This is a genomic window from Bradyrhizobium australafricanum (genome assembly GCF_020329495.1).
GTDB classification, from domain to species: domain Bacteria; phylum Pseudomonadota; class Alphaproteobacteria; order Rhizobiales; family Xanthobacteraceae; genus Bradyrhizobium; species Bradyrhizobium australafricanum.
In genome coordinates this window covers 76,440-101,132 of record NZ_JAGKJL010000028.1, presented here as the reverse complement: position 1 = coordinate 101,132, position 24,693 = coordinate 76,440, and the positions used below count along the sequence as shown (strand labels likewise).

Here is a 24,693-nt window from a genome sequence, read left to right as displayed (position 1 = left end):
CGAGCTGCGGGCAACGAACGCCATAATAAATCGCCCGCGGTCCCCGGTGAGGAAACAATGAGAAAAACCGTTATTGCCGCGGCTGCCGCCGCCACTAGCCTTGCTTTCAGCATCGCCCACGCCGCGCCGCTTCCGGAAACGTCGGCGCACCAGGTCGGTTTTTCGGAGCAGGGGCTGGCGCGGCTCGACGACTTCTTCGCGCGCGAGATCGCCGCCAAGCGCGTGCCCGGCGCCGTGGTGGCGATCGCGCGCGACGGCAAGCTCGTGCATTACAAGGCATATGGCCAGCTCGATCCGGTGAAGGGCACGCCGATGCCGATCGACGCGGTGTTCGCGCTGGCGTCGATGACCAAGCCGATGGCGGCGGTTGCAGGACTGACGCTGATGGAGCAAGGCAAGCTGCCGCTGCAGGCCAGGGTCGCCGAGTTCTATCCGGCGTTCGCCGACATGAAGGTCGGCGTGCAGCAGGCCGACGGCTCGCTGAAGATGGAGCCGCAGACGCAGCCGATCTTCATCCACGATCTCTATCGCCACACCTCCGGCCTGATGTATGGCGGCCGGCCCGACAGTTCGAGCGTGCTGGCGCGGCTCTATCCCGACGGCACCGCGCCGGCGGTCGAGGGCGATACCCAGGCCTTCATCGACCGCATCACCCAGCTGCCTCTGGTGCATCAGCCCGGCACTGAGTTCGAATACGGCTTCTCGATCGACGTGCTCGGCGCCGTCGTCGAGAAGGTCTCCGGCCAGCGGCTTGGCGATTATCTCGCGGCCAATGTCTGGAAGCCGCTCGGCATGAAGGATGCGACGTTCCACCCGGCCGATGCGCAGCGCGCGCGGCTGGCGCGTCCGTTCCCGAACGATCCGCTCACCGGCAAGCCGCAAGCCATCAAGCTGCTCGATACGGCGACCAGGTTCGATTGCGGCGGCGCCTGCTCGTTCGCCACCGTCGGCGACTATCTGCGCTTCGGGCAGATGCTGCTCAATGGCGGCGAGCTCGACGGCAAGCGCATCCTCAGCCCCAAGACGGTGCATCACATGACGTCGAACCATCTCGGGCCCGAGATCAAGAACAACGTCGCGGCGGTCGAACCGCATCGCGGCGGCTTCGGCTTCGGGCTGTCGGTCGCGGTGCGGACCGGCGAGGGGCTGTCGTCGGTGCCGGGCAATCCCGGCGAGTTCACCTGGAACGGCGCTTACGGCACCCAGTTCTTCTGCGACCCGAAGGAGCGCCTTGTCGTCGTTGTGGGAACCGCAGCTCCGGGCGAGCTGCGCAAATATTATCGCGAGAATGTGCAGGACATCGTCTACGGCGCGATGGTGAAGTAACGCCTCAGCAGAAAAATCGGACCTCACGTTGCCACGTTTGCATACGTGGAACGTGGAACAGCAAAAAGGCCCGTCGCTCAAGCCGAGCGACGGGCCTCAAATTCGCGGGCCTACCAGCGCCTGTACACGCCGGTCAGCGTACCGTTGTTGTTCCCTTCAGGACCCACGTCGCCCTGGGTCGAGCTCGGCGTCGGGTGGTTGGTGCCGTTGAATGAACCGTACCAGCCCGGCTCCGCTGGAGAGTACATCACGTCAGGCTGCACGGCCTGATAGCGGGGGCCGCCGTAATATCTCGGACCAGGGTTCCCGTAAGGATAGTAGCCTTGTGCGAACGCGCCTGCCGTTGTTGCGATCAGGGACGCCGCGGCGAGGGACAATATCTTGGTCTTTCGTTGCATTCACACTCTCCTTGCTGGTGTCCCGACCAACGACCGCCATGGAGCGGCGTTCCTGATCTGCCATGCATCTCGCAAAGGCAAATCTGCGCGAGCGTGGGATCAGGTTCTTGTGAAGGGGCTTGTGTTCCGGGAGGGCACTGCCGGGCTCTGCCCGGCAGGATGCATCTGTCGCCGGCCCGTTATGCTTCTATGGCTATAACGGCGGATGCGCGAGCGGCGCCTCGAAAAGCCGGGGCGGTTCGTAAAAGGAAGCCCGCCACTGCGGCGGGCAAGGTCTCAGGGAGGAAAGCGCCCTGACAAGGGAGCGTGCAGCCAGTCTCCCCGATTCGTGCGCGGCTGCGAAGATCGTATAACTACTGTCATCAGGGCCGGCATTATGCGAATGCTGCGGGCCGCGGCCGGTCGGCAAGGGAATGACAAGGCGCGCTAACACTGCGCAATTACAGGGGAAGTTTCATGAGCACGTCTGGAGTTTTTGCCCGCGTCGTCGCGGCGATCGGGGCCGGCGCCCTGGCGTGGCGGCGGATGCAGGGCACGCAGCCCGCGCCCGCCTGGGGTAGCGCGCCAGAGATCCCGCAGGCCAAACCCCAGGGCGCGATCCCGACGCTCAAGATGCCGACGGCGCGGGGCTGGGACAAAGACCAGAAGCCGGTCGCCGCGCCCGGGCTCAAGGTCAACGCCTTTGCGGCCGGGCTCGATCATCCGCGCTGGATCAACGTGCTGCCCAACGGCGACGTGCTGATCGCGGAGGCGACGCAGATCGCAGGAAAGCCGCGCAGCGTCTTCCACTACGCGATGCAGGCGACGATGCGGCGCGCCGCGGCGCTCGGCGTCAGCGCCAATCGCATCACGCTGCTGCGCGACCGTGACGGCGACGGCGTCGCCGAAAGTCGCGGCGCCTTCATGGAGGGTTTGAGCCAGCCGTTCGGCATGGCCCTGGTCGGCGACACCTTCTATGTCGGTAACACCGACGGCGTCGTGGCGTTTCCCTACACCGCGGGCGCCGATCGCATCACCGCGCCGGGACGCAAGCTCGTCAGCTTCAAGCCCGACGGGCACTGGACGCGCAGCCTGCTGCCGAGCGCCGACGGCAAGAAGCTTTATGCCGGCGTCGGCTCGCTCAGCAACATCGCCGAGAGCGGTTTTGCGGTCGAGGAAGGCCGTGCTGCGATCTACGAGCTCGATCTCGCAGGTGGCACCAGCCGCATCTTCGCCGGCGGCCTGCGCAATCCGGTGGGCATCGCGTGGGAGCCGACCACCAATGTGCTGTGGACCGTCGTCAATGAGCGCGACGGCCTCGGCGACGAGACGCCGCCGGACTATCTGACCTCGGTGCGCGACGGCGGCTTCTACGGTTGGCCCTATTGCTACTGGGGCAAGACGGTGGACGATCGCGTGCCGCAGGATCCGGCGATGGTCGCCAAGGCGATCCAGCCGGACTACGCGCTCGGCGGCCACACCGCCTCGCTCGGCCTGTGCTGGATGCCGCAGGGCACGCTGCCGGGTTTCCCCGACGGCATGGTGATCGGCCAGCACGGCTCGTGGAATCGCTCGACGCTGTCGGGCTACAAGGTGGTGTTCGTGCCGTTCGCGGACGGCCGTCCCGCGGGGCCGCCGCGCGACATCCTGTCGGGCTTCCTCGCGCCGGACGAGAAGGTGTCGTACGGCCGCCCGGTCGGCGTCGCGCTTGGCCCCGACGGCTCGCTGCTGGTGGCCGACGACGTCGGCAACGTGATCTGGCGCGTGACGGCGGCGTAAGCGCCTGCACTCGCGGCAAGACGACTTGAACGGCGCGGCTTCGATCGGAGCCGCGCCGTTTCATTTGGAACAGAGCGTTAGCCTTGACTTACCGTAAGTGTTGACTTACGTTAAATCCGACAACGGACGACACGATCATGATCAGCGCAGAACGCGCGCTCGACGCGCTGGGAGATCCGACCCGCCGCATGGTGTTCAAACGGTTGCGCGAAGGCAATCGATCGGTGCAGGAGATCGCCGACGGCCTCAAGGTGAGCCGTCCGGCGGTCTCGCAGCATCTTCGGGTGCTGAAGGACGCCGGCCTTGCCGTGGTGCGGATCGAAGGCACGCGGCGGCTCTATGCCATCGACACCCGCGGGTTGGAGAGCCTGCGCGGCTGGCTCGACGGATTCTGGGACAAGACACTCACCGCCTTCAAGCAAGCGGCCGAACGCGAAGCCGCCAAAGAGAGGAGATCCCGATGACGATGCAAGCGACCTCCGACAATTACGATCCCTACAGCGTCCGCAAGGTGATGAATGTCGAGGCGCCGCCGGCGGTGGCTTGGCGCGTCTTCACCGAGCAGATGGGCACGTGGTGGCCGCTCGCGCATTACAAGATCGGCAAGACCAATGCGGTCGATGCAATCATGGAGCCGCGCGTCGGCGGCCGCTGGTACGAACGCGGCGACGACGGCAGTACCTGCGACTGGGGCAGCGTGCTGCTCTGGGAGCCCCCGTCGCGCCTCGTGCTGTCGTGGGATATCACCGCGGACTGGCAATACGATCCGAACCTGAAGACCGAGATCGAGGTGCGCTTCATTGCCGACGGCAAGGACGCCACCCGCGTCGAGCTCGAGCACCGCAAGCTCGACCGTTACGGCGCCCGCGCCGCCGAGATGCGCCGCATCTTCGATACCGAAGGCGATTGGGGCCGGCTGCTCGCGATGTTCGCGGCACGCGCCGCGCAGGGGCCGAAAGCATGACCGCGCGCGGATCGGCAATAGCGCGGCGATGTCAGACAGTCCTGATCTCGCCGCCATCGATGCGCAGCACGGTGCCGGTCATCCAGCGCGCCGGCGGCGACACGGCATAGGCGACGAGGTCGGCGATCTCCTCCGGCGTGCCGAACCGTCTGATGCCGACCTGCCTGAGGAAGCCGGCCTTGGCGGTGTCGACATCGACTTGCCTGGTTGCCGCGGCCTTCTCCAGCATCGCGAGGCGGCGTCCGGTCATCACGGCGCCCGGGGACACGCAGTTCACCTGCACGCCGTCGTCGATGCCGCGCTCGGCGAAGGCTTTTGCAAGTGCCTCGATCGCGGCGTTGATCGTGCCCACCGCGGCGGCAGCGGCGCGGGGCAGCACGGCGGCATTTCCTGAGGTGAAGATGACAGCGCCTCGTGACGCTTTCAGCGCGTCCCAGGCGCGGATCGTCAGCCGCCTGGCGCCGTGGAACTTGAGCGCGAGGCCGGCGTCCCATTGCGTATCGGTCATCTCGAACAGATCGAGCCCTGCCACCGCGCCTGCGACATTGACCAGCGCGTCGATGCGGCCGAAGCGATCCAGCGTGGCCTTGACGATTTCATCAGCGGCATCAGGCGCGGCGAGATCGAGCTCGAGCGCCAGCGGCGTGCTGCCGTGTCTTTCGATCTCTCGAGCGGCCTCGCGCAGCCTCTCGCCGCTGCGCGCGACGAGGACGATGGCGGAAAAATCCCGCGCGAGCCGCAGCGCGGTGGCGCGTCCGATGCCGGAGCTGGCGCCGGTCACGATGGCGACGGATTGGGTCATGTGCATTTCCTTGGAGTGGTCGGCGTGACTGAGTGGATGTGAGCCCGTCATTGCGAGGAGCGACAGCGACGAAGCAATCCATCCTTCCGTTGTGCGGAGCTATGGATTGCTTCGCTTCGCTCGCAATGACGCGGATGGAGTTGTCGCTGCCGCCACCTTCAGCGGCTCAGGAACTCGCGGATGGCCTGCGCGATCTCGGCGGCGTGCGTTTCCAACGCAAAATGGCCGGTGTCGAAAAATTTGACCACCGCCTTTGGATTGTCGTGCTTGAACGCCTCGGCGCCCGGCGGCAGGAAGAACGGATCGTTCTTGCCCCACACCGCGAGGAACGGCGGCTGGTGAGTGCGGAAGTAAGTCTGGAAGGTGGGATAGAGCGCGACGTTGCTCTTGTAGTCGCCGAACAGATCGAGCTGCACGTCGTGCGCGCCGGGCCGCGCCATGTAGTAGTTGTCGAGGTTCTGGCCGTCCGGCGACACCGCCGCCGGATCCGAAGTGCCGTGGGTGTACTGCCAGCGCGTGGTGTCCGGCGTCAGCAACGCACGCAGGGCGTCGCGGTTCGCCGGCGAGGGATCCTGCCAATAGGCCTTGATCGGGGTCCAGCCGTCGCTGAGGCCTTCGTCATAGGCGTTGCCGTTCTGGGAGATGATCGCCGTGATCCGCTCCGGATGCTTGACCGCCAGGCGGAAGCCGGTCGGCGCGCCATAATCGAACACATAGACCGCGAAGCGATCGAAGCCGATCACCTCGGTAAAGCGATCGATGACGCCGGCGATGCGCTCGAAGGTGTAGTTGAACTTGTCGCGCGGCGGCATGTCCGACTGACCGAAGCCGGGCAAATCCGGCGCCACGATGTGGAATTTGTCCGCGAGCTGCGGGATCAGATCGCGGAACATGTGGCCCGCGCTCGGGAAGCCGTGCAGCAGCAGCAGCTTTGGCGTGCCGGGCGAACCGGCCTCGCGATAGAAGATGTTAAAGCCGTCGACATCGGCGGTGCGGTATTTGATCTGAGACATCTGTCACTCCTTGTGATCGTGCGTTGGCGAATTCCGGGACTTAGGATTTGATTTGCTTCGCGAGCCCGCTGATCGCTTCGGGACGCAGATAGAGCAGCAGGGCGCAGCACACGGTGGCAAAGCCCAGCAGCGGCATGAACGGGGCGATGGCGGCGCCGGCCGCGAACACCAGCACGGCGAGCAAGGTGCGACGCTGCGTCCATGTCCGCACGCGCTCGGAGATCAGGCTCTGGTCCGCTTGCGCCAGCACCGCGCGCTCGAAGGCGAGATAGGCGAGGTCGATCAGCAGGAAGATCACCGCATAGACCACCACCGGCGCGGCGGCCATGTGCGATCGCGCGACCCATGCGGTGGCAAACGGCAGCAGCGAGACCGCGAACAGATGCACGAAGTTCAGCCAGATCAGCCGCGGCGTCGGCTGCCGCACCAGATGCAGCAGATGGTGATGATTGACCCAGATCACCGCAATGAACAGATAGCTCGCGGCGTAGCTGATCGCGGTCGGCCACAGAGGCAGCAGGTCGGCGAACCGCGAGCCTTCCGGCGGCTTCAACTCCAGCACCATCACCGTGATGATGACGGCGATCACCGCATCGGAAAACGCGCCGAGCCGGTCGGCCGAGAGACGTTTCTCCTGCATGGCAGCTCTCCTGTCCGAAATCGTGGGAAGAGGTCAGTGCTCTGTAACGCTGTCGACCGCTTCTCGGATGATGTCGGTGACGAGCTTCGGCGCGGTGACGATCGGGGTATGATCGACGGGATGTGAGCGCACGGTCGCCTGCATCCGCGCCGCCATGCTGCGCTGGGTCTCGGGCGCGATCATCCGGTCGTCCTCGGCAACCAGGAACCAGCTCGGGACGTCCTTCCAGAGCGGGCGGCCGACCGGCACGGTGATGCAGGCTGGCGAGATCGGCCGCTGCACCGCGGCGAGTACCGCAAGGTCCTCGGAGCGCGCGCCTTGCGCGAAGGCCGCCGCGAAAGCGGACTCCGGCAGCCAGATCAAGCCATTGGCGTCGGGCGCGAGCTTCGGCGCGAACGGATGCGGTGGCAGCCGGTAGAATACGTCGGCGACCGTCTCGCCTTCATCCGGCGCCAGCGCCGCGACATAGACCAGCGCCTTGACGCGCGGCGAGCGGGTCTCGGCGATCACGGCGCCGGCATAGGCATGGCCAACCAGCACCACCGGGCCCGCGACGCGGTCCAGGGTGCGGTTCAGCGCCGCGACGTCGTCGGCGAGCGAGGTGAGGGGCAACGGCGCTGCCACCGCCCTGATGCCCTCGGCATCGAGCGCCGTGATCACCCGCGCCCAGCTCGAGCCATCGGCCCACGCGCCATGCGCAAGCACCACGCTGACATCCTTGTTCGACATTGTCCGCTCCCTCGTTTCAGGCCGGTTCTGGCTGTAACCGCTAAAATGCAGTTAGTTAGGTTACTGCGCTTATGATCCGGTGCGCGTAACTTGTCAAATGGATTTTATCAGGTTACTATTTTGCGACTGAGGAAGCCGTCAGAAAGCCGCGAGGAGGGCGTCACCGTGCAATCCCATCCGCCCGCGATGTTCATCGCTGACAGCCTGGGCCTCGATTTCATCAATTCGATCGCGACGCCGGTCGATACGCCGGTCGACTGGATCGCCGATGGCGACGGCCTGTTGCGCTGGCTCGCGCAGGCGCAGCTGGTGCCGCCCGATGTGCTCGACGAGCTCAAGGCGCGCGCGACGCCTGGCGAGCTCGACGACGTCGCCGGTCAGGCCCGCGATTTGCGCGAATGGTTCCGCGGCTTCGTGCGCAAGCATATGGGCCGGCCGCTGGCGCCGCGTGCGCTCAAGGAGATCGAGCCGCTGAACCGCCTGCTGGAAAGCGATCAGGCGTTCAGCAAGATCGTGGCGCATCGCCGCAAGGACGGCGAAGACGGCCATGAGGGTTTCGCGCTGGAGCGGACGCGGCGCTGGCGCTCGGCCGAAACATTGCTGCTGCCGATTGGGGAAGCGATGGCCAGGGTCGTCTGCGAGGAAAGCTTCTCCGACATCAAGGCGTGCGAGGGCCCGGCCTGCACGCTGATGTTCGCCGACCACACGCGGGCGCGTGCGCGCCGATGGTGCAGCATGGCGATCTGCGGCAACCGCGCCAAGCAGGCCGCGCACCGCAGCCGGATGAAGGACAGGGGCTGAGAACCAAACCCAACCAAACGGAGAAAAAAATGGCACTTCCCTTGATCGTGTTCGACGTAAACGAAACCCTGCTCGACCTCGAGACCATGGAGCCGGTGTTCGCGCGCATCTTCAACGACAGGAGCGCGATGCGGCTGTGGTTCGCGAACTTCATCATGTACTCGGCCTCGCTCACTGTCGCGGGGTGCTACGTGCCGTTCACCGATATCGGCGCCGCGGTCATGAAGATGCTGGCCGACACCCGCGGCATCAGGATCAACGAGTCCGACAAGCAGGAGCTGACCGAGAAATTCTCCACCATGCCGCCGCACGGCGAAGTGCCCGGCGCGCTGCGCAGGCTGCGCGCGGCCGGCTTCCGCCTGTTCACGCTGACCGACAATCTGCTCGAGGTGCAGACCCGGCAGCTGACCCATGGCGGCATCGTCGATCTGTTCGAGCGGCGCTTCTCCGCCGACGGCGTCAAGCATCACAAGCCGTCGCGGCAGGCCTATGGCTATGTCGAGAAGGAGCTCGGGGCAAAGCCCTCGGAGTTCTGCCTGATCGCCTGCCACACCTGGGACACGCTGGGCGCGGTCGCGGCCGGCTGGGAGGCCGCGCTGATCAAGCGTCCCGGCAACGATGTCCTCGGCGTCGGCCCGCAGCCGCAGGTCGTCGGCAATGATCTCGACGATGTCGCCGGTCAGCTGATCCGCCGCTACGGCGCCAAAGGGTAACGACGCCTGACGGATTCCCTCGCGGAGAAGAGGGCAAAACGCCCGTCCAGGCCCGATCGCTCGGAAGCGCATAAAACCGGAATGAAATCCATAGCGCTTTTCAACCATGCCCCTTGAGCTTTCCTCAACTTCCGCGGCCGATGCTGCATCCGCCGCAGGGATCGAAGGAGCTCACAGCATGCCGGCCAAGGGACGAGCGACCGCGACCAACGCCACCGCGCAAGGGCGCGAGGACATCCTTAACGCGCGCGCCATCAGCACGCTGGGCGCCGGCGTCGTCAGCGCGATGAGCGCGGTCGGCGCCGCCGTCATCAAGAAGAACAAGCCGGCACTCGGCAAGAACGCGGACTGGTTCTGGCACATGTTCGCGAAATGCGAGGCCAGGGCCGCGCGCATCGCCGAGCAGGCCGCGCGCGATCCGGAGGCCTGCGGCGATGCCACCTTCATCGAGGTCTATGCCGCGCAATTGCCGAAGCTGATGACAGCGGCGCTCGAGAGCCACGAGAAGGCGCTCAAGGCGAAGTGATGCCGCGTCCAGGGAGTCCCGCAACGGTGCTCGTCCCGTTCTCGTCCCTCTTGACCTCTCAAATGCGCCAAGGCGGCAAGTAGCGGCGGCTCTCGCCGATCCGACAGTCTTGCGGATCAGGCGAAGCCGTCACCCGCCATCGCGCTGACCGGCCCTACGGCCCCGATCGGGCAGCCCGCTTGATCCGCGCGCCAGCTTTTCTGCGATGGGGCATGGCGATTTGGCGCTTCTTGGCGTAAAGCACCCCAAATCGTCATGCGGCTGTGCCGCTTGCCGGGTACGCAGCTCCAGGTCGTCCCGCTCGACGTTCTGCGCCCGGACCAATCAAGGTTTCCCATCTCGTGCCCTTTCCGACCACAAGTTCGCCGCTCGCCCGCGCCTTGGCTGAGCGCAACTACGATCAACCGACCCCGGTCCAGCTCGCCGTGCTCGCGGACGACGCTGTGGACCGCGATCTCCTGGTTTCAGCCCAGACCGGCTCGGGCAAGACCGTTGCCTACGGCTTGGCCATGGCAAAGGACCTGCTCGACGGCGCCGAGCGGTTCGAGCCGGCCGCCGCCCCGCTGGCCCTGATCGTCGCGCCGACGCGCGAGCTCGCCTTGCAGGTCCAGGGCGAGCTTGCTTGGCTTTATGAACACGCCGACGGCCGCGTCGTCTCCTGCGTCGGCGGCATGGATCCGCGCCGCGAGCAGCGCGAGCTTGCCGAGGGTGCCCACATCGTGGTCGGGACGCCCGGCCGGTTGTGCGACCATTTGCGGCGCGGCCGTCTCGACATTTCGGAACTCAAGGTCGTCGTGCTCGACGAGGCCGATGAGATGCTCAATCTCGGTTTCCGCGAGGATATGGAATTCATCCTCGAGACCACGCCGGACACCCGCCGCACCTTGCTGTTCTCGGCGACGTTCCCGCGCGGCATCGTTGCCCTCGCCAAGCAGTATCAAGAGCAGGCGTTCCGGATCGAGGTCGCGGGTGACGAGGGCGGCCATGCCGATATCGAGTACCGCGCCATCCGGGTGGCTGCCGACGACGTCGAGCACGCCGTCGTTAACGTGCTGCGTTTCCATGAGGCGCCGAGCGCGCTGGTGTTTTGCAACACCCGTGAGGCCGTCAGGCATTTGCAGGCGGCGCTGCTCGAGCGCGGATTCTCCGTCGCTGCGCTGTCGGGCGAAATGACCCAGAACGAGCGGACCCAGGCGCTGCAGGCGTTGCGCGACGGGCGGTCGCGGGTTTGCGTCGCGACCGACGTCGCGGCGCGCGGCATCGACCTGCCGAGCCTCGATCTCGTCATTCACGCGGATCTGCCGAAAGACCCGGAGGTCATGCAGCATCGCTCGGGCCGTACCGGCCGCGCCGGCCGTAAGGGCGTCAGCATCCTGCTGGTGCCGCCGGCACGGCGGCGGCGCGCCGAATTGCTGCTCGATCTTGCCGGCATCGATGTGGTCTGGGGCTCCGCGCCGCAGGCGGAGGAGATCCGCAAGCTCGACCATGATCGCCTGCTGCAGGATGCAGTGTTCTCCGAAGATGCGACGTCGGACGATCTGGCGCTGGCGCAGGCCTTGCTCGCCGAACGCGCGCCCGAGGCGATTGCCGCAGCGCTCGCCCGGCTCTACCGCGCGCGGCTGCCTGCGCCCGAAGACATCCTCGATCCTGGCGAGGGACGCGGTCGGGACCGCGACGATCGCCGCGGCGAGCGCGCCTCGCGCCGCGATGATCGTGCCGCCGGGCCGCGATCGAAGACCGGCAAGTCCTCTGCGCGTCATGGCATGGAGGAGGCGACCGTCTGGTTCCGGGCCGCGATCGGACGCCGGAAGAACGCCGAAGCCCGCTGGCTGCTGCCGATGATCTGCCGCCGCGGCGGCATCGACAAGCGCGACATCGGCGCGATCAAGATCATGGACACGACCACCGAATTCGAGATCGCCGCGCGGGTCGCGGATTCCTTCGCGGTCAAGATCAAGCGTCCGGACAAGGAGGACAGCATCCGCATCGAGCCGCTGGCGGGCGCGCCGCAGGGAGAGGTGCGCGAGAAGCCGGCGCGCAAGCCCTGGCGCGACGATGGCGACGGCGGATACAGCGCGCCGCGCGCCGAGGGTGCAGGAAAGCGGCGCGGCACGCCGGACCGAGAGGCCAGAGCATTTTCGAGCGAAGGCGCGAGCGGTTCGCGTCAGGAATACGCGTCAAAAAAGGAATCCAGGGATTCGTTCCGATCCGATCGGGACGGAAAAGGCTTCAGGCCGAAATCCGGCGACGAGCCGCGGTTCGGAAAGAAAAAGAAGCACCCGGGCAAGTCCAGCCACGCCGGACCCACGCAGTGGCCGGACGTGTCGGCGAAGCCGAAGTTCGGCAAGAAGCCGAAGAAGAAGCGGCGGGGCTGAGGCGGCGGCAGCGCAACGCGCTTCGGGTGCGGATGTAGGACCCACTGGGCGTGCCACATCCTCGCCGTCGTCCCGGCGAAGGCCGGGACCCATTACCCCAACTGCTCATTGTTGCGCGCGGCTGGGGCCACAATCCCGTTCACAATCACATGCGGTGGTTATGGGTCCCGGCCTTCGCCGGGACGACGATGCGGAGAGATTGCGCGACGAACTTTGATTGGACGTGCGGCCAGTGTCTTCGCTGCCGACTCCGATCCTACGCCACCAGCGCGATCTTCGGCACGGTTGCGAGCACCGACTGGTTGCGGCCGTTGGCCTTGGCGGCGTAGAGCGCCTTGTCGGCGGCCTCGATCAGATCGGACCATTGCTGGCCCGCGGTCGGCCGCATGCTGGCGACGCCGATGCTGACTGTCGTGATCAGTTCGCCCGCGCACCATTGCTGGACCTTGCGGCGGATGGTCTCGGCCAGGTTGAAGGCCTCGAGCGCGGTCATGTTGGGCAGCAGCACGGCGAACTCCTCGCCGCCGAAACGAGCCGGGCAATCGCCGGCGCGGCGCACCGCGTCCGAAATGCAGATCGCGATCCCGACCAGCACCTGGTCGCCGGCCTGATGCCCATAGGTGTCGTTGTAGGCCTTGAAATGATCGGCATCGATCATCAAGAGCGCGACCGGCTGGCCGTAGCGGCCGGCACGGCGCCATTCGCGCTCGATCTCGCCGTCGAACTTGCGCCGGTTCTTCAGGCCGGTGAGGGCGTCGGTGGTCGCCATCTCCTCGAGCTTGTCCTCGGCGTCGGCGCGGCGAACGATCTCGCGGGCGAGCACCAGCGTTGCGCTGAGCACGAACAGGATCAGAAACGCCATGATCGCGCCGATGCGAATGGCCTCGGTGCGCCAGAGGTTGAAGACGGCTTCGAGCGGCTTGCCGACCACCACGTAAAGCGGCCCGGAGCTGCTGCGCCTGACATAGAGCCGCGGTATGTCGTCGACCGGGCCCTTGCCTGAGAAGGCGCCGCCCACCTTCAGGTTCTCGGCCTTCCAGTCCAGCTGCTCCGCGAGGTTCTTGCCGATCACGTCGAGATCGAACGGCGTCCGCATGATGATGGTGCGGTCGTTGCGCAGCACGGTGATGGTGTCGCCCGGCATGAGGTTCAGCCGCCCGAACAGATCGTGGAAATAGCTGAAGCGGATCGAGCCGACCACGACGCCGAGGAAGCGGCCCTCGTCGTCGACGATGCGCCGGCTCAGCACGATGGCATAGGCGCCGCGATGCAGCATCGGCCGGCTGATGTAAAGGCCGGCATCGGGATTGTCGCGCTGGACCGTGAAATACTCCTCGTCGCTGCGGTTCTCCGGCCGCGGATCGAGGCTCGCCGCGTCGATGGTCAAATTGCCCTTGGTGTCGAACACCTGGATCGCGCCGAAATGCTTTGCGGTCGCGGCGTGATCGAACAGGATCAGCTGGCGCAGTTCCTTGCTGATATTACGGATCTCCGGCATCTCGAGATTGCTGGCGACCGCGCGCAGCGACAGGTCGTAGAGCTCGATGTTGCGGCTGATGTCGGCCTCGATGCCCGACGCCAGATTCTCCAGGGTGCGGCGGGCCAGTTGCTCCTCGCCGCGGCGCATGTCGAACATCACGCCGGCGCAGACCGCGGAAAAGCCGAGGACGGTCGCAACCGACGCCGCGATCAGCAGCTTTGCCGATAGCCGCCAGCGCCGCCTTGGGTCGTTTCCCCGTCGAAATGGCATGTCCCGCTCCAATGCGCCGTCATGCAACGGGAAATCTTGTTGTCGCCTTAAATGGCGACAGCGGCCGCCGAATGGGTTAACGGGTGGTTGCCGGACTTTTGTCATCGAGGACGTTGTGAACGACTACGACGCATTGCGGGATTATCTGAAGAAGCAGCATCTGCCCGAATTCGTGCTGACCTTCGAGGAGATCGAGGCGATCATCGATGCAGCGCTGCCGCGCGCCGCGCATCGGGCGTCGTGGTGGGAGACGTTGCGCAGCCCGCAGGAGAAGATGCCGCAGCGCGAGGCCTGCCTCGAGGCCGGCTACATCGCCACCCGCCAGGCCGACGGCAAGAGCGTCAAGTTCAAGCGCACGCCCAAGCCGCGCTAAGGCGCGATCCTGTAAGGTCGGACAGTTATCGCGGAGAAGGTGCGCTCCCTCTCCCGCTTGCGGGGGAGGGCTGGGGTGGGGGCTCTCTCCGCGAGTCGTTCCATGGAGAGAGCCCCCACCCGCTGCGCTACGCGCAGCGACCTCCCCCGCAAGCGGGAGAGGTGCAGCTAGTCCGCAGCAAGACGATGCTAACTTACTTGACCGAACTTAGCTCGCGGCTTCCAGCCGTTCCTCGGTGAGGAGCCGGGTCGCCGCATCCGCGTCCATCGGCTCGCCGAAGGCAAAGCCCTGGGCGTATTCGCAGCCGAGCTGGTAGAGCTCGACGGCATCCGAATCCGTCTCGGCGCCTTCCGCCACCACCTCCATCCCGAGATCGTGCGCCAGCGCGATGATCGATTTCAGGATCACCGGGCGGGTGCCGCGGCTGGTGGTGCGGACGAAGGACTGGTCGATCTTGATGGTGTCGAACGGGAAGCGCTGCAAATAGGATAGCGAGGAGTGGCCAGTGCCGAAATCGTCGAGTGACAGCCCGGTGCCGAGCTCGCGGATCCGCGCCAGCATCTGGGCGGCGTGCTCCGGGTTCTCCATGACCAGCGATTCCGTCAGCTCCAGCTTCAGCGTGCCACGCGCCACCGAGGAGCGCGACAGCACGGTGCGGATATCGTGGATCAGATCGTGGCGCAGCAGCTGCCGCGACGACACGTTGACCGAGGCGAAGATCGGCTCGCGGGCGCGCATCGCGCGCTGCCACACCGCGAGCTGGCGCGCGGTCTGGTCCATCACGAACATGCCGAGATCGACGATCAGGCCGGTCTCCTCGGCGACGTTGATGAACTCCGACGGTGACATCCGGCCGAGCTTGGGATGATCCCAGCGCGCCAGCGCCTCGAAGCCGGCGATCGCGCGATCCTCCAGCCGCACGATCGGCTGGTACAGGATCGTGATCTCCTGCCGCTCGATGGCGCGGCGCAGGTCGCTCTCCAGCGTCAGGCGGTCGGTCTTGCGCGCCCGCATCGCCGGCTTGTAGACGTCGATGCGGTCGCCGCCGATCCGCTTGGAATGATACATCGCAAGCTCGGCGTCCTTGATGATCTCGTCGGTCAGCGGTGCCGCCGGGTCGGACAGCGCAAGCCCGATCGAGGCGGTCAGGAAGATCTCGCGGTCGTTGAACGCGATCGGCGCGCGGATGGTCTTGCGGATGGTCTCGGCGAAATTGGTGATCCGTGCCGGGTCCTGCTCCGACAGCAGGATCAGGCCGAACTGGTCGCCGGCCATGCGGGCCAGCGTGTCCTGCGGCTTGAGGATGCGGGTCAGCCGCCGCGCCAGCGTCAGCAAAATGGAATCGCCGACCGCGATCCCGACGGAATCGTTGACCTGCTTGAAGCGGTCGAGGTCGATCACCATCAAGGTCGGCCGCAGGTTCGGCATGGTCTTGGCGAGATTCGCCACCGCGCCGAGGCGATCCATGAACAGCCGGCGGTTCGGCAGGCCGGTCAGGTTGTCATGGACGGAGTCATGCAGCATCCGCTCTTCGGAGTTCTTGAACTCGGTGACATCAGTGAGGGTGCCGACCACGCGCGAGACCTCGCCGTCGGAGCCGACCACCGGCCGCGCTTTCAGCGCGAACCACATGAAGTGGCCGTCGGGCGTACGCAGCCGGAAATCCTGCACCAGGCGGCCGCGGCGCTGGTCGAGCACGCTGTCGAGCGCGGCGCGGAAGCGGTCCTGGTCGAGCGGGTGCAGCACCTCGAGCCATTTCGCCGCCGGGCCTTCAAGCGTGCCGCGCTTGAGGCCGAGCAGGGCTTCGGTCTCGGGGCTGGTGAACACCTTGTCGGCGGACACGTCCCAGTCCCAGATCAGGTCGCCGGAGCCGGTCAGCGCCAGCGCGCGGCGCTCGACATCGGAGACGACGCCGGTGGTGGCGCCGCCGCCGGCGAAGGCGTGCTGCATCACCGTGAATCCGATCAGCATCACGATCAGCACCAGGCCGCCGAGCAGCGCCGGGCCGACGATGTCGTTGGTGACGGAGCCTGCGACCGTCATGCCGGCCGCGACCACCCAGACCACCAGCAGGAACCAGGTCGGGATCAACAGCACCGCGCGGTCGAAGCCGTGGGTCGAGAGATAGACGATCAGCGCGAAGCCGGCGAAGGCGATCATCACCAGCGACATGCGCGCGATGCCGGATGCGACCGCGGGATCGAACAGCGCCAGCGCGACCAGCGAGCCGAGGAAGACCAGCCAGCCGATCGTGATGTGCGAGTAGCGGACGTGCCATCTGCTCAAATTCAGATAGGCGAACAGGAACACCAGCAGTGTCGCAGCGAGGATCGCCTCGCCCGCCGCGCGCCAGACGCGCTCGGCGTTGTTCGACATGTCGAGCACCTTGCCCCAGAAGCCGAAGTCGACGCCGATATAGACCAGCACCGCCCAGGCCAGCGCCGCGGCGGCCGGGAACATGATGCTGCCCTTGACCACAAACAAGATCGTGAGCACGAGCGCGAGCAGGCCCGAGATGCCGATCACGATGCCCTGGTACAGCGTGAACGAGTTGACCTTGTCCTTGTAGGCGTCGGGTTCCCACAGATAGAGTTGCGGCAGCTTGTCGGTGCGCAGTTCCGCGACATAGGTGACGACGGCGCCGGGATCGAGCGTGATGCGGAACACGTCGGCGGTCGGGCTCTCCTGCCGCTCCGGACGATCGCCGACCGACGGCGTGATGGTGGCGATGCGCGACAGGCCGAGGTCGGGCCACAGCAGGCCGGACGACACGATGCGGTAGTGCGGCGCAACGATCAGGCGGTCGAGCTGGTCGTCGGTGTTGTTGGCGAGCGCGAACACCACCCAGTTTTGGCCGCCTTCGCGGGCGCGAACCTCGATGCGGCGCACGATGCCGTCGGTTCCGGGTGCGGTGGAGACCTGGATGCGGTCGGCTTCACTTCGCTGATGGTCGAGAACCGCCGTCAAATCGATCGCCGGCGCATCGCTGCGCACGCTGACCGCGTCGATCGCATACGCGGCAGGCGCGGCGGCAAACATCATGAGGCCCAGCGCGAGCAGCGCAAGGCACCTGATCAGACGCAATGTCAGTACTCCGCGATCGACAAACTGACCGGACCCGGCGACCGGCCCGGCGGTGGCGCGATAAATGACACGAAAGCGAAGGGAATCAAAGGGTTTCCGCCCCTGCTTCCGTCGCGAGGGTTAAACCGCCAACACAATTTTGCCAATATGTTCGCTGGTCTCCATGCGCCGGTGCGCGTCGGCGGCTTTTTCCAGCGGGAATGTGCTGTCCATCAGCGGTTTGACGCGGCCTTCGCGCAGCAAGGGCAGCACCTTTGCCTCGATCGCGGCGACCATCGCCGCCTTGTCCGCATTACTACGGGGGCGCAGGGTCGAGCCGGTGTGGTGCAGCCGCTTGACCATCAGCTTGGCGAAATTGGCCGTGGCCTTCGGTGTTCCCGACAGGAACGCGATCTGGACGATGCGGCCCTCGACCGCGGCGGCGTCATAGTTCCGGTCGATATAATCGCCGCCCACCATATCGAGGATGACATTGGCGCCGTTGCCGCCGGTGGTCTTCTTCACGGCTTCGACGAAATCCTCGGTCTTGTAATTCACCGCGTGATCGGCGCCGAGCTTGAGGCAGGCATCGGCCTTGTCCTGCGAGCCGACGGTGACGATTACCTTGGCGCCGAACGCCTTGGCAAGCTGGATCGCCATCGTGCCGATGCCCGACGAGCCGCCGTGGATCAACAGCGTCTCCCCGGCCTGGAGTGCGCCGCGCTCGAACACATTGTGCCACACCGTCATCAGCGTTTCCGGAATCGCGCCGGCTTCCTGCATCGACAGCGAGGGCGGCACGGTCATCGCCTGCGCGTCCTGCGCGACGCAATATTGCGCATAGCCGCCGCCGGCGACCAGCGACATCACCTTGTCGCCGATCTTGTGCTTTGCGCCTTCGCCGAGCGCGACCACTTCGCCCGCGATTTCGAGGCCGGGCAGGTCGCTGGCGCCGGGCGGCGGCGGATAGGAGCCGGAGCGCTGCGCGACGTCGGGGCGATTGACGCCGGCGGCCGCGACCTTGACCAAAATCTCGCCGGCCTTCGGCACCGGCACCGCGCGGGTCTCCGGCACCAGCACCTCAGGGCCACCCGGCTTGCTGATGGCAACGACGGTCATTTGCGCGGGCAGATTTGGCATGGCTGGTCCCTGGTCAGTGGAGAGGATTGGCGGATGGCATACCGCCTTTTCCACCGAAGCGAAACGCCATTAAGCCCCGAACCGCGCCGTGAGCTGGCTGGCTCTCTCAGGCGTGATTTTCTCGACCAGCGGGCCGAGCCTTGCGACCGGCGTGCCCGCGCCACGATCGAGCAGCGGAACGAGTGGGCCAGTGGGCCAGCGCGGTACGGCATCGCTCTGACCGAGCGCGCCGAGCACGCGCGCCGCGAGGTGAGGCACGATGCTCCACGCCAGCGTGGCGCTGAGCGCGACAAGATTGAGCCCGGTGCGGGTGATGACTGCCGCGCGTGCCGGATCGGACTTGATCGCTGTCCAGGGTGCCGCGTGTTGCAGATAAGCGTTCGCGGTGTCCCAGATCGCGCGGGTCGTGGCCGCCGCTGCGCGAAATTCCAGCGCCGTGTGATGGCGGTGCAGCGCTGCGATGCGCTGCTCTAGTTCAAGCGCGAGTTGTCGCTCGGCATCGCCGGGAGCGCCACCATCCGGGATGCGGCCGTCGAAGGCGCGATGCGCGAAGCTGATGATGCGGTTGGCGAGATTGCCGAAGACATCGGCGAGATCCTTGTTCACGTCGGCGACGAATCTGGCGACGCCAAAATCGGTGTCGGCGCTCTCCGGCGCGTTGGCGATCAGCCACCAGCGCCAGAGATCGGCAGGCAATTCCGCCAGCGCCGCATCGGTGAAGATGCCGCGCTTCCTGCTGGTCGAGAACTTGCCGCCCTCGTAATTCAGCCAGTGGAATCCCTTGATCACATCGGCGGTCTTCCACGGTTCACCCGAGCCGATCAGCGTCGCCGGAAAGCTCACGGTGTGGAACGGGATGTTGTCCTTGCCGAGAAACTGGATGTAGCTGACGTCATCGGCCTGCCACCACCAGTGCCGCCAGTCGCGGCCCGGCGCGGCGTCGGCCCATTCCTGCGTCGCCGCGATGTAGCCGATCGGCGCGTCGAACCAGACATAGAACACCTTGCCGTCGAAGCCGTCGCGCGGCACCGCGATGCCCCAGGCGAGATCGCGCGTGATGCAGCGATCGCGCAGCTCCGCATTGAGCCAGCCCTTTGCGGTCGACACCACGAAGGGCGGCCATCCGGTGCGGCTGTCGATCCATGCGCCGATGCTGTCGACCAGCTGCGACTGGCGCAGATACAGATGACGGCTGTCGAGGATCTCGAGCGCGCGGTCGCCTGATAGCGCGGAGCGGGGATCGATGAGGTCCGGCGGGTCGAGCAGCGTGCCGCAATGGTCGCATTGATCGCCGCGCGCGCCGGCGTCGCCACAATGCGGACAGGTGCCGAGCACGTAGCGGTCTGGCAGGAAGCGCCGGTCGGCCGGCGAGAACACCTGTCGGGAGGTGCGTGCTTCGATCAGCCCGGCGTCATTGAGCCGGCGATAGAAGTGCTGCGTCAGCGCATGGTTGTACGGCGAGCTGGTGCGGCCGAAATGATCGAAGGACAGGCCGAAGCGCCGGTAGATGTCGGCCTGGACGGCGTGCTGTGCGTCGCAGAACGCCCGGACATCCTGTCCGGCCTCGATGGCGCCGAGCTCCGCCGGCGTGCCGTGCTCGTCGGTCGCGCAGATGAACAGCACGTCGCAGCCGATCTGCCGGCGGAAGCGGGCGTGGACGTCGGCGGGCAGCAGCGAGCCGACGAGATTGCCGAGATGCTTGACGCCGTTGACGTAGGGCAGCGCGCTGGTGATGAGAATCTTGGTCATGGGTTAAGGTCTTTCGCGTTCGGTGATGCCGACCCCGCAAGAATCAAAGCGGAAAATCAAAAAGCCCTCCCGCATGATCGGAAGGGCTTGGGGTCGGCTCATGCCTCGCGCGCAGGCGCGCAACTATCCCGTCCGGTCAGACTCCTTGCGGTCGGGCCGGGGCATTCGCGTCAGATGTTGCGCGCACACGAAAGTCACTGCAAAATTCTCCTCTCGACGGATATCTATCATCGCTGGGCGCAGGGCGCCAGATCAGCATCGCGGGGAAGACACATGCCGATTGAGGATGAGGACCGGCCGCGGAAGAAAATCAGCCACGAGATCGGACAGGATCTCTCGCTGCTGTCGGTCGAGGAATTGACCGAACGCATCGCGCTGCTCAACGCCGAGGTCGATCGCCTGAAGGAGGCGATGACGAAGAAGCGCGCGTCGAAGGACGCCGCCAACGCGTTCTTCAAGTCGTAGGTCGCCATATCACTCGGGCTACGCTGCTCCACCTCCCCTTGAAAATGGGAGGTCGCTTTGCTCGCCAGAGCAAAGCGGGTGGGGATCAGCTCTCTCCACATACGCCGTCGCCTGCGGTTGACCCCATCCCGACCTTCCCACTTTCAAGGGGAAGAAGAGGCTTGTCCCAAACTAGGTCAATGGCCGACATGGCAAACAAAGTGTCAAGAAATCCGTTCATTTACGATCGGTTAAGCTTTCTCGATTATGACTGCATTGTCCTCGTTTGGACACCGAGTGGCTCCTGTCCACTCTGTTTGACGCCTCCCTGTTATCAACTTCAAAGCCGCCGGAAACGGCGGCTCTTTTTTGTGCGTCCTAGCGGCTGGAAACCATAAATCCGGTTGCGGCTGGACTCTTCGGCGCGCCCGCGCAATGATTTGTTCATCATAAGCTGGCGCGTCAGATGCCAGCGGGCGTTACGGTGTGAGGGCGTTAACCATGGCCGATCGTTCCCAGAGCGAAGCCGGGCTTGTGCTGTTCAGTGAACGGCTGACCAATTCTGCGGCATTCGGCGTGCTGTTCCGGGAAGGCATGGACCTGGTCGAGCAGACCGCCGCCTATCTCGACGGCGACGGACGTGCCGAGGCCAAGGCGCTCGAACGGTCCGTGAGCCTGACCTATGCCACCGAAAGCATGCGCCTGACCACACGGCTGATGCAGCTCGCCTCCTGGCTGCTGCTGCATCGCGCGGTCAAGGAAGGCGAGATGACGCTGACCCAGGCCAATCGCGAAAAGACCAAGGTGAAGCTGTCGGCCGCCGATCCCGGCTCGGCCGACATGGTGACCAAGCTGCCCGAGCAATTGCAGCAGCTGATCGCCCGTTCGATGGATCTGCAGGCGCGCGTCCGCCGCCTCGACACCACGATCCACGCGCCGGCGCCGGATCGCTCGACGATCGGCAACCCGCTGGTGCCGCAGCTCAACCGCCTCAAGGCGGCGTTCGAGCAGTAATCCGGGCCGCAAATCAATGTGACGCGTCCGCGCGGCGTGGCCTGGTCCGCCGCGGCGACGTGTGCTGATCGATTGCGCGTCGTAGCCTGATCGCCGCCGCCTCCAGCTCCTCCGGTTCGAACCCGCCGAAGCCGAGCATCAGGCCGGCGCGCGGTGCGGCCTTGTACATCGGCGAAATCGGCCGCACGACGATGCCGGCGGCAAGCGCTGATTTTGCCAGTTGCACATCGTCGACGCCGTGGGGCAGCCACAACAACAGATGCATGCCCTGGTCGCTCGGCTGCAGCGTGACGTCACCAGGCATGTGACGCGTCAGCGCAGTGATCAGCGTCGCACGCCGTGCGGCGTAGACGCCGCGGATGCGCCTGATATGCGCCTCGAACAGCCCCTCGCGCATATAGGCCGCCAGCACATGCTGATCGGTGGTCGGCGAATGCCGGTCGAGCAGCGCCCGCGCGCCGGCGAAGGCGTCGATCAGCGGCGAAGGCGCCACGATGTAGCCGAGCCGCAGCGAGGGAAACAGCACCTTGCTCAGCGTGCCCAGATAAATCACCTGCGATGGGGCGAGGCCCTGCATCGACGGGAACGGATGCCCGGCATAGCGCAGCTCGCTGTCGTAATCATCCTCGACGATCCAGGCATTGCTTCGTTGCGCCCACGCCACCAGCGCATTGCGGCGGGCCATGCTCATCGGCATGCCCAGCGGATATTGATGCGACGGCGTCACGAAGGCCGCGCGTGCGTGCGGGCACGCGGCGATCGCGGCATCGACGTCGATGCCTTGCGCATCGACGCCAACGCGCGTGGTGAAGAGATCGAGATCGTCGAGCACGGCGGTCATGCCGGGATAGGCGGGATCCTCGGCCCAGACACGATCGCCTGACGACAGCAGCACGCGGCCGGCGAGATAGAGGCCTTGCTGGGTGCCGGCCGTGATCACGACCTGCTCGGGCTCGCAATGCACCGCGCGGGATTTGCGCACATAGTCGGCGATCGCCTGCCGCAGCTCGATCAGGCCGCGCGGATCGCCATAGCTCGCAGGTGCCGCCGCGCGCGATGCGCGTACGCGGTTGCCGAGGCGGCGCCAATGGTCGTCGGGCGCGACCGCGCCGCCAGGGACCGCGATCGCAAACGGGACCTCCGGCATCGGCGTGAAGGCCGCCGCCACCTTGGCGAGCCGCGCCGCGCGCGGCGGCAACCGGATCGGCACTGATTTGTTCGGCTTGCGAGTGACCACGACGGGCCGTGCCTGCTCGGCAAGCGTCGGCGCGACGCGGGTGCCGGCACCGACCTGCGATTCCAGATAGCCCTCGGCCTGCAATTGCTCGAAGGCCTCCGTCACCGTGCCGCGCGCGACGCCGAGCGAGGCCGAAAGCGAGCGCGTCGACGGCAGATACTCTCCGGCCTTCAGTTCGCCGTTGGCGATCGCGGCACGCAGGGCTTGCGCGATCTGCCGTCCGACCTGTCCGGCGGCGCGGTCGATCGCGCCGAGTGAGGGGATGCTGATCGTGGCGCGCAGGCGGGGCATAGTGGACCACTCAATATGATCGAAAGTGGCTCTTATCATAGGCCACTTCGGCGCTATGGTGCGAGCAGCAATTGATGAGGTCTGCCAAGAGGTCCGCCATGTACCTGCCGCCGCATTTCAAGATCGATGAGCTCGGTCCGATCCACGCCGCAATGCGGGCCTCGAAGCTTGCGACGTTGGTCACCGCGACCGCCGACGGTCTGATCGGAACGCCGCTGCCGCTGATCCTCAACGTGAACGAGGGCGAGTACGGCACGCTGTACGGTCACGTCGCGCGGCCCAATCCGCAGTGGAAGCTGCCTGCCGTGGGCGAGGCGATGGCGATCTTCATGGGCCCCGACGCCTACGTGACGCCGTCCTGGTATGTGACCAAGGCCGAGCACGGCAAGGTGGTGCCGACCTGGAATTACGTCGCCGTGCACGCCTATGGCTCGGCCGAGTTCTTCGAGGATGCCGATCGTTTGCTCGATATCGTGACCCGGCTGACTCAGTTGCACGAGAGTTCGCGCAAGGAGGCCTGGCAGGTCAACGATGCGCCCGATGATTTCATCACGGCGCAGCTGCGCGGCATCGTCGGCTTCCGAATGCCAATCACGCGGATCGATGCCAAGAAGAAGATGAGCCAGAACCGCAAGCTCGAGGATCGCGCCGGCGTGATCGCGGGGCTTGAGGCCAGCGACAATCCGACTGATCGCGAGGTCGCGGCAATGATTCCGGCGAGCTGAGACGCCTTGAACAAATTCCAGACCGTCATTGCGAGGAGCGATAGCGACGAAGCAATCCATCTATCGGCATATGCGGGCAGATGGATTGCTTCGCTTCGCTCGCAATGACGGCGGAGGAAGTTGCGCCCGCTCAACCCCTTCAGAGATTGACGCCCACACATGGAATTGTACTTTGCCTTCGCGATCACGACCGCGACCTTCGCGCTGATTCCGGGTCCCGCCATGCTGTACGCCGCGGCGCGCACGCTGGCAGGCGGCCGGCGCGCGGGGCTGATGGCCTCGCTCGGGCTGCATCTCGGCGGCTATGTCCATGTCGTCGCCGCGGCGGCCGGCCTCGCGCTGCTGTTTCATGCGGTGCCGCCGTTGTTCATGGCGATGAAGCTTGCCGGTGCGGCCTATCTGGTCTGGCTCGGGCTGTCGCTGTTCCGCGACCGCGACAATGCAAAGCGCCCCACACTTGCGCCGCTCTCCGTGGAGCGCGCCTTCGCGCAAAGCATCGTCGTCGAGGTGCTCAATCCGAAGACGGCGATCTTCTTCCTGGCGTTCCTGCCGCAATTCGTCGATGCGTCGGCCAGCCTGCCGGTCTGGGCCCAGCTGTTTCTGCTCGGCACGACAGTCAATCTGACCTTCTCGGCGGTCGATATCGTCTGCGTGTTCTTCGCCAGCGCCGTGATGTCGAAGCTGCAGCGCTCGAAGAGGTCGCGGCGCATCATGCAGCGGATCGGCGGCAGCATCCTGGTCGCGCTCGGTGCGCGGCTGGCCTTCCAGGATCGCTAGAAGCAGTCATGTCCATCAGCGGCGATGGTGCGGATCAACGCTTCGCCAAGCTGCGCGACGAGCTGCTTCTGCAATGGCGCGACCG

General features: G+C 66.0%; 23 protein-coding genes. 13 read left to right on the top strand and 10 right to left on the bottom strand.

What is annotated here, in order from left to right; translation table 11 throughout:
- Nucleotides 1-57: 57 nt before the first annotated feature.
- Nucleotides 58-1,326, top strand: a complete 1,269-nt coding sequence (locus J6525_RS24355; RefSeq protein WP_225646599.1) for a serine hydrolase domain-containing protein — start codon at nucleotides 58-60, stop codon at nucleotides 1,324-1,326.
- A 110-nt stretch (nucleotides 1,327-1,436) separates the two neighbouring features.
- Here the strand turns inward: J6525_RS24355 and J6525_RS24350 are convergent, their stop codons facing one another.
- Nucleotides 1,437-1,724 (bottom strand): hypothetical protein, encoded by a 288-nt coding sequence (locus J6525_RS24350; RefSeq protein WP_075969423.1) that lies wholly within the window; start codon nucleotides 1,722-1,724, stop codon nucleotides 1,437-1,439.
- A gap of 456 nt (nucleotides 1,725-2,180) precedes the next feature.
- Here J6525_RS24350 and J6525_RS24345 point away from each other — a divergent pair, with 456 nt between their 5' ends.
- From J6525_RS24345 to J6525_RS24335, 3 genes are all read left to right on the top strand, one after another.
- The gene (locus J6525_RS24345) at nucleotides 2,181-3,482 is read left to right on the top strand and encodes a PQQ-dependent sugar dehydrogenase (RefSeq protein ID WP_225646598.1); all 1,302 of its coding nucleotides are present in this window, start codon (nucleotides 2,181-2,183) and stop codon (nucleotides 3,480-3,482) included.
- A gap of 137 nt (nucleotides 3,483-3,619) precedes the next feature.
- Nucleotides 3,620-3,946: an ArsR/SmtB family transcription factor gene (locus tag J6525_RS24340; RefSeq protein WP_092080338.1), complete on the top strand. Its 327-nt coding sequence runs from the start codon at nucleotides 3,620-3,622 to the stop codon at nucleotides 3,944-3,946.
- Nucleotides 3,943-4,446, top strand: a complete 504-nt coding sequence (locus J6525_RS24335; RefSeq protein ID WP_225646597.1) for an SRPBCC family protein — start codon at nucleotides 3,943-3,945, stop codon at nucleotides 4,444-4,446. The genes J6525_RS24340 and J6525_RS24335 overlap by 4 nt, the downstream gene beginning before the upstream one ends.
- Nucleotides 4,447-4,477: 31 nt before the next feature.
- Here J6525_RS24335 and J6525_RS24330 read toward each other — a convergent pair whose 3' ends face one another.
- From J6525_RS24330 to J6525_RS24315, 4 genes are all read right to left on the bottom strand, one after another.
- Nucleotides 4,478-5,248 (bottom strand): SDR family oxidoreductase, encoded by a 771-nt coding sequence (locus J6525_RS24330; protein WP_225646596.1) that lies wholly within the window; start codon nucleotides 5,246-5,248, stop codon nucleotides 4,478-4,480.
- A gap of 158 nt (nucleotides 5,249-5,406) precedes the next feature.
- Nucleotides 5,407-6,261, bottom strand: a complete 855-nt coding sequence (locus J6525_RS24325; protein WP_225646595.1) for an alpha/beta fold hydrolase — start codon at nucleotides 6,259-6,261, stop codon at nucleotides 5,407-5,409.
- Nucleotides 6,262-6,301: 40 nt separating this feature from the next.
- Complete coding sequence (locus J6525_RS24320; protein WP_092080345.1) at nucleotides 6,302-6,901, bottom strand: TMEM175 family protein; 600 nt, start codon at nucleotides 6,899-6,901, stop codon at nucleotides 6,302-6,304.
- Between the two features lie 33 nt (nucleotides 6,902-6,934).
- Nucleotides 6,935-7,630: an alpha/beta fold hydrolase gene (locus J6525_RS24315; RefSeq protein WP_092080348.1), complete on the bottom strand. Its 696-nt coding sequence runs from the start codon at nucleotides 7,628-7,630 to the stop codon at nucleotides 6,935-6,937.
- 186 nt (nucleotides 7,631-7,816) lie between these two features.
- On the opposite strand from J6525_RS24315, the gene J6525_RS24310 reads away from it, so the two are divergent.
- The 4 genes from J6525_RS24310 (at nucleotide 7,817) to J6525_RS24295 (ending at nucleotide 12,045) form a co-directional block, all read left to right on the top strand.
- Nucleotides 7,817-8,431, top strand: a complete 615-nt coding sequence (locus J6525_RS24310) for a CGNR zinc finger domain-containing protein (protein WP_225646618.1) — start codon at nucleotides 7,817-7,819, stop codon at nucleotides 8,429-8,431.
- Nucleotides 8,432-8,460: 29 nt separating this feature from the next.
- Nucleotides 8,461-9,144 (top strand): haloacid dehalogenase type II, encoded by a 684-nt coding sequence (locus J6525_RS24305; RefSeq protein ID WP_225646594.1) that lies wholly within the window; start codon nucleotides 8,461-8,463, stop codon nucleotides 9,142-9,144.
- A gap of 178 nt (nucleotides 9,145-9,322) precedes the next feature.
- Nucleotides 9,323-9,670: a hypothetical protein gene (locus J6525_RS24300; protein ID WP_076827336.1), complete on the top strand. Its 348-nt coding sequence runs from the start codon at nucleotides 9,323-9,325 to the stop codon at nucleotides 9,668-9,670.
- A gap of 341 nt (nucleotides 9,671-10,011) precedes the next feature.
- Entirely contained in the window at nucleotides 10,012-12,045 is a 2,034-nt protein-coding gene (locus J6525_RS24295; protein ID WP_225646593.1) for a DEAD/DEAH box helicase, read from the top strand.
- 256 nt (nucleotides 12,046-12,301) lie between these two features.
- Here the strand turns inward: J6525_RS24295 and J6525_RS24290 are convergent, their stop codons facing one another.
- A complete protein-coding gene (locus tag J6525_RS24290) occupies nucleotides 12,302-13,795 on the bottom strand; it encodes a sensor domain-containing diguanylate cyclase (protein ID WP_225646592.1) in 1,494 nt (497 codons plus the stop codon).
- A 115-nt stretch (nucleotides 13,796-13,910) separates the two neighbouring features.
- Here J6525_RS24290 and J6525_RS24285 point away from each other — a divergent pair, with 115 nt between their 5' ends.
- A complete protein-coding gene (locus J6525_RS24285) occupies nucleotides 13,911-14,168 on the top strand; it encodes a DUF7662 domain-containing protein (protein ID WP_092080361.1) in 258 nt (85 codons plus the stop codon).
- A 207-nt stretch (nucleotides 14,169-14,375) separates the two neighbouring features.
- On the opposite strand, the gene J6525_RS24280 is transcribed toward J6525_RS24285, so the two are convergent.
- The 3 genes from J6525_RS24280 to metG all read right to left on the bottom strand — a co-directional run bounded on the left by J6525_RS24280 (nucleotide 14,376) and on the right by metG (nucleotide 20,120).
- Nucleotides 14,376-17,252 carry an EAL domain-containing protein gene (locus tag J6525_RS24280; RefSeq protein WP_076827342.1) on the bottom strand — a complete coding sequence of 959 codons (2,877 nt, stop codon included), beginning with the start codon at nucleotides 17,250-17,252 and terminating at the stop codon, nucleotides 14,376-14,378.
- A gap of 120 nt (nucleotides 17,253-17,372) precedes the next feature.
- Nucleotides 17,373-18,371 (bottom strand): NAD(P)H-quinone oxidoreductase, encoded by a 999-nt coding sequence (locus J6525_RS24275; RefSeq protein ID WP_225646591.1) that lies wholly within the window; start codon nucleotides 18,369-18,371, stop codon nucleotides 17,373-17,375.
- Nucleotides 18,372-18,440: 69 nt separating this feature from the next.
- Nucleotides 18,441-20,120 carry a methionine--tRNA ligase gene (gene metG, locus J6525_RS24270; protein WP_225646590.1) on the bottom strand — a complete coding sequence of 560 codons (1,680 nt, stop codon included), beginning with the start codon at nucleotides 20,118-20,120 and terminating at the stop codon, nucleotides 18,441-18,443.
- Nucleotides 20,121-20,393: 273 nt separating this feature from the next.
- Between metG and J6525_RS24265 the strand changes: the two genes are divergently transcribed.
- Nucleotides 20,394-20,585: a DUF1192 domain-containing protein gene (locus J6525_RS24265; protein WP_016845225.1), complete on the top strand. Its 192-nt coding sequence runs from the start codon at nucleotides 20,394-20,396 to the stop codon at nucleotides 20,583-20,585.
- A 480-nt stretch (nucleotides 20,586-21,065) separates the two neighbouring features.
- Nucleotides 21,066-21,578 (top strand): protease adaptor protein RcdA, encoded by a 513-nt coding sequence (rcdA, locus tag J6525_RS24260; protein ID WP_092080371.1) that lies wholly within the window; start codon nucleotides 21,066-21,068, stop codon nucleotides 21,576-21,578.
- Between the two features lie 13 nt (nucleotides 21,579-21,591).
- On the opposite strand, the gene pdxR is transcribed toward rcdA, so the two are convergent.
- Nucleotides 21,592-23,106 (bottom strand): MocR-like pyridoxine biosynthesis transcription factor PdxR, encoded by a 1,515-nt coding sequence (gene pdxR / locus J6525_RS24255; RefSeq protein ID WP_225646589.1) that lies wholly within the window; start codon nucleotides 23,104-23,106, stop codon nucleotides 21,592-21,594.
- Between the two features lie 98 nt (nucleotides 23,107-23,204).
- Here pdxR and J6525_RS24250 point away from each other — a divergent pair, with 98 nt between their 5' ends.
- Together J6525_RS24250 and J6525_RS24245 are read left to right on the top strand one after the other, a co-directional pair.
- Complete coding sequence (locus J6525_RS24250) at nucleotides 23,205-23,831, top strand: FMN-binding negative transcriptional regulator (protein WP_092080377.1); 627 nt, start codon at nucleotides 23,205-23,207, stop codon at nucleotides 23,829-23,831.
- 159 nt (nucleotides 23,832-23,990) lie between these two features.
- A complete protein-coding gene (locus J6525_RS24245; RefSeq protein ID WP_225646588.1) occupies nucleotides 23,991-24,608 on the top strand; it encodes a LysE family translocator in 618 nt (205 codons plus the stop codon).
- The last annotated feature ends 85 nt before the right edge of the window (nucleotides 24,609-24,693 follow it).